This is a genomic window from Acinetobacter sp. AB03, from assembly GCF_058107045.1.
In genome coordinates this window covers 1-9059 of the sequence record NZ_JBUEBA010000032.1, presented here as the reverse complement: position 1 = coordinate 9059, position 9059 = coordinate 1, and the positions used below count along the sequence as shown (strand labels likewise).

The following is a 9059-nucleotide window of genomic DNA, read 5'->3' as shown; positions in this document are numbered from 1 at the left end:
TATATATTTTTGCGCCTTGTTTGATTCGGTTATATACCCCGATAAACTCCGGCATTTTCGCATTTGGTAATTTTGCACTGACTACAAATAGTGCCGAACCAATAAATCCAACCACAGTTCCCAAAAACAAGTTGTGATAACTCATCACAGTGAGTAACAAGCCTGCCAGCATTGGACTTATAATATTTTCTAGGTCGTAGGCCAATCGTGATAGAGACAGCGCGTTTGTATACTCTTCTTCTATGGGCAATACATCAGGAATCATGGCTTGAAATGTGGGGGTAAAAGCAGCTGAGGCAGACTGAAGAATAAAGATCAAAATATAGATTTGCCAGATTTGAGTCACGAAAGGCAGACACAATGCGGTTAAGGCTCGAATGACATCCAACCCTACCAAAACTTTTTTTCTCGGTAATCTTTCTGCAAATGCGGAGGCAATGGGTGCGACACTAATATAAGCAATCATTTTAATCGCCAAGGCAATACCCAGGACTTGGGCTGCTTGCTCTTTTGCGATGTCATAAGCCTGTAAAGCTAGAGCAATAGTAATGAGTCCAGTACCAATCAAAGCGATGACTTGGGCTAAGAACAAATGCCGATATGTTGTGTTTTTTAATACTTCTAGCATTTTAGGGACTCCTTATTTAGAACCTAACTTTTATGCCATACAGGTTCCAGATGAGGCTTAGCCCTCATCTGGAATTTTACAAATTAAAAGACCTTTTTCATTTCACTGAAATGACCTTCAATATTCAAAGTTACAGTCACTGGATTTTCTGTTCTGTTTCGCCAGAACCAGCCATGCTTTCCGTCAAATGCAGCGGTCAATGTGCCAGATTGCTCAGTTTCATTTTTACCTTTACCGTATCCATGATAGAAATCTTTTGGTGCATTTACAGGATCACCATGCGTGTCATAGTTCAGACCACCACCTGATGATTTCCAATCAAAGGTTACACTTGCATCTTTGGGCATAGCCAACTTAACTTCGGTTGCCTGGTTAGGTTTTAATTCGATAGAGATCGATTCTTTCTTAATAGCGGGCATTGTATTTGAGCTCTCATCTGGTACAGCAGCCTGAGCAACCGAACTATTAGCAGTAGTTACTGAAGGGATCTGAGAGCTCTCTCCCATACCATTCACTGATTCAGCCGCTAAAGATTGCTTAATTTCACCCATTTTGGTTAAACCCAAAACTTTACCGACACCAGTAGGGTCAATAGCGTATTCGGCTGGCATTACCCAAGTCACAAGAACAACAATGGCGCTCACCGCCGCAATAACAGTTGATTTGATCAGTTTTTTTGAAGAGGGTAATTCAACATCTTTTGGAATTTCAGCGTTAAACATAATTTAGATCCTTATTGAGTAATGAAGCCAGTGAGTTGGTAGCCAACAAGTAGAAAACCAAGGAACATCAAGAAGACATTGCTTTGATATGCTGTTCTGAAGAAATAAGGAGTTTTTCTCCACATCGTCATAAGCAGTAAAATGATGGCTAATGCCATGAGTTGCCCTAATTCGACCCCGATGTTGAATGAGATCAGATTCGCAAGCAGGCCATCATCTGGCACTTCATATTCCTGAATTTTTACAGCTAAACCAAAGCCGTGAATCAAACCAAAAATCAGCGTGGCAATTTTTGTATTGGGCTGGAATCCAAACCAGCGCTGATAAGCACCTAAATTATCTAAAGCTTTATAAACAATAGAAAAACCAATGATTGCATCAATAATGTATGCATTCATCGAAATGTTGTAATACACCCCTATCAGCATGGTAACTGAATGACCGATGGCGAACAGGCTGACATACAAACCAATATCTTTCATACGGTATAAGAAGAAAATAATACCGACCAGAAATAATAAATGGTCATAACCTGTAACCATGTGTTTGGCGCCCAGATAAATAAAGGGGATCACATGAACACCGTAGATTTCCTGTATATAGCCTTTGTCACCCTCTGCAACTCCATGAGCAAAAAGTGCAGGACTTATCAAGACCATACCTAAAGCAATCAACAGCTTTAAATAGGTTTTGAGCTTCACATAATGTGAATCAATAATTTGCATCTAAATCAAACTCCAAAAATTAAAAAATGGTTCAAAAAACTCATGATTTTTTTTGGAGGTTTAAAAATACGACTTGCAAGCAATAGAGCGTATTTCTGCGTACGGTCAAATATTTGCGCACCTAACAGAAGCAAGATGAGTGCTATTTCTTTGAGAGATGCAACATTAGAAAAATGTTCGTAATAGGTATCTTGATGATGATGTGAATGTTGCTGATTTACCTCATGATGATGATGTGAATGTTGCTGATTTACCTCATGATGATGAGTGTGAATCACATCTACATAGGCATGCTCTTGAAGACTCGTTTCAGTCGCATGCTCGTTAGAATGCAGACATAGTGCAAGACTGATGATGCAAACCAGCCACATCATCACATATCTCATTTTTGAATCTTGCACTATTGCCATCATATTGAACTTCTCTACCCGTTCTGCTCAGCGAAATCGTCAGATTTTTTCTGACGAGCTTGGTTAAACCAAACATACAGGGTGGGCAGAATAATCAAGGTAAGTAGCGTTGAGGAAATAATTCCCCCTATAACAACGGTTGCAATTGGACGCTGTACTTCTGAACCAATCCCCACGTTTAAAGCCATAGGAATAAAGCCCAAAGAGGCAACTAGTGCAGTAATCAGCACTGGCCGCAAACGTTCTAATGCACCATGTTTTACTGCATCAATCAGCCCTTCGCCCTGATCACGCAATCTCTGAATAGCCGATACGAGTACCAAACCATTGAGTACTGCAACACCCGATAAAGCAATAAAACCAACAGCAGCTGAGATAGAGAAAGGAATATCACGGAGGGCTAAAGCAATGACTCCACCCGTTAATGCAAAAGGCACACCAGTAAAGACCAGCACACTATTTCTGATATTGCCTAAGGCCATATAAATCATTGCAAATATCAAAATCAAAGCGATGGGTACAACAATCATAAGTCGATTAGAGGCTGACTCCATTTGTTCAAAAGTACCGCCCCAAGTGAGCCAGTAACCTTCTGGCATTTGGAAATCAGAGTTTAATTTTGATTGTGCATCAGCAATGTAACTACCGATATCAGTACCACGCACGTTTGCCGTGATCACAATACGACGTTTACCATTTTCACGAGAAATTTGGTTTGGTCCTTGAATATTCTTTAATTCAATCAACTCGGACAACAATACACTTGAACCATCAGGCAAATTGACAGGAATTTGATACAGTTTTTCCAAGTCAGTTACTGAGTTTTGATCCATCCGCACAACAATATCGAACTTCCGATCACCCTCAAATACTTTACCTGCTGTTTCACCGGTGATTAGACTAGAAACGTGCTTTTGCACATCTTCTGCATCTAGCCCATAGTTCGCAATCATATCTTTTTTGAGTTCAACAGACACCATTGGCAGTCCCGACATCTGTTCAACTTTCAAGTCAGCTGTACCATTCACACCTTCAAGTACATCTGCAACCCCATTTCCCAATTCCAAAAGCTGCTCTAAATCGTCTCCATAAATTTTTACAGCAACGTCAGTACGGACACCTGAAATAAGTTCGTTGAATCGCATTTGAATCGGTTGAGTGAACTCATAGTTGTTCCCATATACACCTTTAGAAACACGCTCAATTTCAGCAACGATAGCGGATTTTTCTTTATCGGGATCTGGCCACTGATCGCGTGGTTTCAATATGACAAAATTATCAGCTACGTTTGGCGGCACCGGATCAGTTGCAATCTCAGCCGTACCGACTTTGGCAAATATCGTTTGAACCTCAGGGATTTTCTTGATTTCTTTCTCAAGCGCATATTGCATTTCGACCGCTTGAGTTAAGGACGTGCCCGGTATACGCAGCGCATGTAATGCCACATCACCTTCATCTAAAGAGGGAATAAATTCAGACCCCAATCGTGTTGAAAGGCTTGCACTAAATACAAAGAATACAGCTACAAAAGCAATCAGCTTGTACCTATGATTCAATGACCAATCTAAGACCGGGTTATAAATCTTTTTAATGAAGTAAACAATTCTAGACTCTTCATCTTTGATTTTACCTGCGGTCACTAAAGCCACCATTGCAGGTACAAATGTAATCGATAGAAGCATAGCGGCAACCAATGCCATCACCACGGTCATTGCCATAGGCGTGAACATCTTGCCTTCTACCCCAGTCAAGGTCATTATCGGCAAATACACCAAGATGATAATCAACTGACCGTAGAGAATGGCTTTTCGTGATTCTTTAGTCGCTTCAAAAACCGTTGTGAATCGTTCTTGACGGGTGAGTATTCGTCCTAATTCTTTCTGCTTCATGGCCAATCTGGCCAGTGAGGCTTCAACAATTACCACGGCACCATCTACAATGATCCCGAAGTCCAAAGCCCCTAAGCTCATTAAATTTGCACTAATTTTCTGATTCACCATGCCTGTGATAGTCATCAACATCGACAGTGGTATCACCATTGCGGTAATCAGCGCAGCACGGAAATGACCCAGAAAAATGAACAACACGACAATGACCAGAATTGCACCTTCAAGCAAATTCTTCTTCACGGTTTCAATCGTGGCATCCACTAATGTCGTACGGTTATATACTGCTTTGGCTTCAACACCTTCAGGTAAGGACTTTTGGACTTGCTGTAATTTTTGATCTACTGCATCAGCGACATTACGCGAGTTTTCTCCAATCAGCATAAAAGCTGTACCCAGCACAATTTCCTGGCCATCTTTTGTTGCAGCGCCTGTACGGAGTTCGTGTCCAATAGAAATCTTAGCTACATCTTTTAAACGCAAGATATAACCATTGCTTGTGGTGATCGGAATATTCTGAATTTGCTCAATCGAACTGATTTGAGAATCAGAACGTATCAAGTACTGCTCACCATTCTTCTCAATATAGCCTGAACCTTTATTCATGCTATTTTTAGAAATAGCATCCAAAATAGTCTTTTGATCTAGACCAATACTTCGTAAATACGCATAGTCGGGCTGTACAACAAATTGTTTTAAATAGCCACCAATCGTATTGATTTCATTCACACCTTCGACATTTCGAAGCTGAGGCTTGATCACCCAATCCTGAAGTGTTCGCAATTCAGTCGGTGAAAGTGGAGTCGGGTTGTTTTTTGCATTTTCCACCGTGTACATGAAGATTTCGCCAAGTCCTGTAGAAACAGGACCCATAGAAGTCGATATACCCCCGGGGAGACTTGGTGTAACCCCTTGCAACTTTTCATTCACTAGCTGACGGGCAAAGTAAATGTCCGTGCCTTCCTTAAAAATCGCAGTCACTTGAGATAAGCCGTATCTGGATACTGATCGGGTATAGTCCAGATTAGGAATACCAGCCAAAGCCGTTTCAATGGGGTAGGTGACCTGGGATTCCATCTCGGTTGGAGATAAGCCCTGGGCCTCACTGTTAATTTGAACTTGTACGTTGGTAATATCGGGTACAGCATCAATTGGCAGTTTAAAATAGTTGTAAACGCCAAATGCCCCTATGAATAGGAAAATGATCAGTACCAGCCAACGATTCTTTATCGAGAGCTTTACAATTTGGTCAAACATAAACGCTACTCCTTAATGATCATGAGTAGCGCCAGATTTACCCAGCTCTGCTTTTAATAAATAAGAATTACCTGCTGCATAAATCTGCCCTGCTTTTAGACCAGATTTAACTTCAACAAAACCATTAAATTTATCGCCTAACTCTAGAGGACGTGCTTCAAAGTCATTCCCGACACGAATAAACACCACATCCCAATCACGGAAGTTTTGCAAAGCATCTTCACGGACAACCATCGGTTTCATGCTCTGGTTTTCAAAGATTTGTGCAGTGATTAACTGTCCTGAACGCCATCTGAACTGGTTGGGAATTTCAATAAAAACTTGCGCAGTTCGTGTTTTTGGATCAATCACGTCACTGATATATTTGATGCGCCCCAATGCTTCTTCTGTGCCTGTTTGAGTTTGAGGCTTAACAGTTACTTTATTATTTGGATTAATGGCATCCAGTTGATCCGCAGGCACATTAACCACAGCAATAAGTTGAGATGTATTGGCAATTTTGAACAATGGAGATGATGGCGTTACATTAGAACCAACAGCACCAAGCACTTGTAGAATCGTACCTGACATTACGGCTCTGACTTCAATTGTTCCATTACCTGCCCCCCCATAGGAACGGATTAAGCTATTCAGCTCATTGGCCCTAGTCTGAGCATTTTCAAATTCACGTTTGGCATTGATGTAGTCAATTTCAGGTGAAACTTTCTTTTGAAATAAAACTCGTTCCTGTTCCATCTTTTTACGGGCAAATTGTAAGGTATCCAATGCAAGCGTACGTTCCGCATTAAGACGGATTAACTCCTGACTTTGCACAGTCGCTAACAGATCCCCCTGATTCACTTTATCGCCAATTGAACGGTACGTTTTTATTAATGTTCCACTCGTTTTAGGTGTAATAAAGCCTTCAAAATTATCAGGAAATTTAAGTTCACCTTTGAGTTCGAGTGCATTTTCAAACATCATGGGTTCAACTTTTAAAAGTTCCAAACCACTGCTCTTGATACTGCTATCAAGCATAGTGACTCGTCCCTCTTTGGTATCCCATTTCCAAGTATGTTTTTTACCTTGATAATCAACATTGATCACCATCAAGAATGAATGTGGCTCATAGACAATTTCATTCCCAATCAGATAATCGCTTTCAGGCTTAAATGATATGGTTTGTTCTGCATCAAGACGCTGGATAAAAATATTGGCACTAATCTCTTCTGGTTTTAATGGCTTATCTTTAAAGTAGCCATACACCCGTAAATGAGGCTCTACCCCTTCCTCGAAGATTTTGACTTCAGCAGCAAAATCACCATCGCGATATAAACGGCCCCCATGCGGGCCTTTTTCATCTCCTGCTACAGCAACTTTTTCTTCAGTCACCTCATTATGACTTGAAGTTTCGGCTTTATTACCCGTTTTGTACCAAGCGATTGCACATAAAACGACTAATAAAGCGATAACACCTGTAGTAATTAAAGTATTGGTTGGTTTATTCATATTTTCAGGCCTTATTCTTGATCTAAATTGGTCACATAATTTCGTTCAACCTCTGCAATTTGATTTTGCAAAGCCAACCACAAATCGAATCGAGCGAGATGTTTATCCAACCAAATTTGCTTAATAGTATTGAATTCAAGTAAAGAAATTTTTCCTGCCTGATACCCCATTTCAGCAATTCTCAAACTTTCTTTGGTGGCAGGAAGTATGGACTGATCATAATTTTTGATCGAATCAATCAGGTTCGATACTTCAATAGACTTATTTTCTAATTCAATTTTGGAGTTACGGTTTACGAGAATAGAACGAGTTTCTGCATGTACTTGCTCCGCTTGTGCAAGTGCAATGCTCCCCTTATTTCGATTAAAAACAGATAGGGGAATAGATGTAGAAACTAAGAAAACTTGATCATTGGTCTCCTGATAGTTCCTTACCCCTAAACCCAGCGTAATATCTGGCACGGCTTCTTTTTTAGCTAATTCATACTGGGTTTTAGCCAGTTGAGTTTTAAGCAAGGCTTCTTGTTCAGATAAGCTCAGTTTATCCGCAAAGTTAATGCTTAAAGGAACTTCTATTGCTTGATCAGGTAATACAGATATGAATTTGGAACACAGATTTTTTTGAAATTGAACTTTCTTCACTTCGTTCTGATAACGTAGTTTTGATTCAGACGATAAAGCTGAACTCAATTGAACATCAGATGGAATTACTCTGCCAAACTTCAATTTTTCATTCAGAACATGGGCTTGTCTCGCGTTCATCTTGCTTTCGGTAGAATAAATTTCTACCCGTTTTGAAGCCGCATACCAATTTGACATACAAACACGGAAATCGGCTTTTAATTCAGCCTGACGCTTCAATGCCTCAAATTGGTTATTATTCCCTTGAAACCCTGCCAACTGCCTACGCAAAGCGCGTTTATTATTGAGAGGAATATCCTGGGACAAACCAATCATAGTCGTTGGCCCATCAAGATCTTTAAGGTCTGAATTACCTAAATTGTCTAATTCAAGATTAAACGTAGGATTATTAAGTCTACCGGCATATTTCTGATTTATGGCATATGCGTGTTGAGACTGTTGCAAACTCTTCAAAATTGAATCGTTTGAAATTACCTGTTGTTGTAGCTGAACGTAATCAGATGCTGCAAATAATCGAGTCGTTGCTGCTACTAAACCACAGGCAAGAAATATCTGATATTTTTTAGACATGACTTTACCTATACAAAAAAATGGAAATTATTTTTTGTACAGAAAAATCAATTTCTTAGAACAATTAAACCTTTTGTAAATATATAGGAATTACAAAGATATTCTATCCTTTTCCTAAGTGCATAGGATCGAACGGGTCGTTCAAAAAGACTCAGGAAAAGCAGAATGAGCGGGAGGGAAAAACTTAAGAGAAAAACTGGATCAATTGTAATTTGATCATCAGCTTGAATAGGCTTAGTAGAATGATGAAAAGGTGCTTCATCATAACTGGTCCAGTTGTGATTTTTAGTATCTTCTAAGACTTGCTCTTCAGCATGATGAATAAGAGACCATTGGCTGGAACTGTCTGTTTCAACTGAGATAGTCACATCATGATGATGGTCAAGATTTTTAGCTATAACTGGCGCCCATGTGTAAGCTCCCGTTGTTGTTATCGCAAACAAAAACAGGACAAACGCAAGAATAAGTTTTGAGAACTTATTATGTGGCATACGAAAAAATCATCTCGAGATTCGCAGAAAGCATACTGAATAGAACTTCAAAAGTAAATTGTTACCTAAGATAAAAACTATTTGTATTATTTTTAGAAAAAGGTATGAGTAAGCTACCAAAGATAAGTACTCTAATGTTTGATTTCCTCAACAACCTTATTTTGGAATTATCTTATTCAATACCCACTACTGTTGTTATGCCTGTAATAAGGATCTCATTTCCAAATATATAAAGTGAAGC

Annotated in this window: 8 protein-coding genes; all 8 read right to left on the bottom strand. The window is 39.7% G+C overall.

Going from position 1 to position 9059, the window contains the following annotated elements:
* Nucleotides 1-628 (bottom strand): MFS transporter (locus ACY3FQ_RS17205; RefSeq protein ID WP_489774509.1); only part of this gene is annotated, 628 nt, incomplete at its 3' end.
* Nucleotides 629-711: 83 nt separating this feature from the next.
* Complete coding sequence (locus tag ACY3FQ_RS17200; protein WP_005248675.1) at nt 712-1350, bottom strand: hypothetical protein; 639 nt, start codon at nt 1348-1350, stop codon at nt 712-714.
* A gap of 11 nt (nt 1351-1361) precedes the next feature.
* Nucleotides 1362-2075: a HupE/UreJ family protein gene (locus tag ACY3FQ_RS17195; protein ID WP_005248674.1), complete on the bottom strand. Its 714-nt coding sequence runs from the start codon at nt 2073-2075 to the stop codon at nt 1362-1364.
* A gap of 5 nt (nt 2076-2080) precedes the next feature.
* Nucleotides 2081-2488, bottom strand: coding sequence for a hypothetical protein (locus tag ACY3FQ_RS17190; protein WP_201949746.1), 408 nt, complete (start codon nt 2486-2488; stop codon nt 2081-2083).
* 11 nt (nt 2489-2499) lie between these two features.
* The gene (locus tag ACY3FQ_RS17185; protein WP_489774507.1) at nt 2500-5628 is read right to left on the bottom strand and encodes an efflux RND transporter permease subunit; all 3129 of its coding nucleotides are present in this window, start codon (nt 5626-5628) and stop codon (nt 2500-2502) included.
* A gap of 12 nt (nt 5629-5640) precedes the next feature.
* Nucleotides 5641-7116 (bottom strand): efflux RND transporter periplasmic adaptor subunit, encoded by a 1476-nt coding sequence (locus ACY3FQ_RS17180; protein ID WP_201949749.1) that lies wholly within the window; start codon nt 7114-7116, stop codon nt 5641-5643.
* A gap of 11 nt (nt 7117-7127) precedes the next feature.
* The gene (locus ACY3FQ_RS17175) at nt 7128-8327 is read right to left on the bottom strand and encodes a TolC family protein (RefSeq protein ID WP_005248670.1); all 1200 of its coding nucleotides are present in this window, start codon (nt 8325-8327) and stop codon (nt 7128-7130) included.
* Nucleotides 8328-8374: 47 nt separating this feature from the next.
* The gene (locus ACY3FQ_RS17170) at nt 8375-8818 is read right to left on the bottom strand and encodes a hypothetical protein (protein WP_005248669.1); all 444 of its coding nucleotides are present in this window, start codon (nt 8816-8818) and stop codon (nt 8375-8377) included.
* Nucleotides 8819-9059: the final 241 nt, after the last annotated feature.

Bases quoted from the DNA above. Each gene is read 5' to 3' on its own strand.
- ACY3FQ_RS17200 (WP_005248675.1), bottom strand. From the start codon at position 1,350: ATGTTTAACGCTGAAATTCCAAAAGATGTTGAATTACCCTCTTCAAAA.
- ACY3FQ_RS17195 (WP_005248674.1), bottom strand. From the start codon at position 2,075: ATGCAAATTATTGATTCACATTATGTGAAGCTCAAAACCTATTTAAAG.
- ACY3FQ_RS17190 (WP_201949746.1), bottom strand. From the start codon at position 2,488: ATGATGGCAATAGTGCAAGATTCAAAAATGAGATATGTGATGATGTGG.
- ACY3FQ_RS17185 (WP_489774507.1), bottom strand. From the start codon at position 5,628: ATGTTTGACCAAATTGTAAAGCTCTCGATAAAGAATCGTTGGCTGGTA.
- ACY3FQ_RS17180 (WP_201949749.1), bottom strand. From the start codon at position 7,116: ATGAATAAACCAACCAATACTTTAATTACTACAGGTGTTATCGCTTTA.
- ACY3FQ_RS17175 (WP_005248670.1), bottom strand. From the start codon at position 8,327: ATGTCTAAAAAATATCAGATATTTCTTGCCTGTGGTTTAGTAGCAGCA.
- ACY3FQ_RS17170 (WP_005248669.1), bottom strand. From the start codon at position 8,818: ATGCCACATAATAAGTTCTCAAAACTTATTCTTGCGTTTGTCCTGTTT.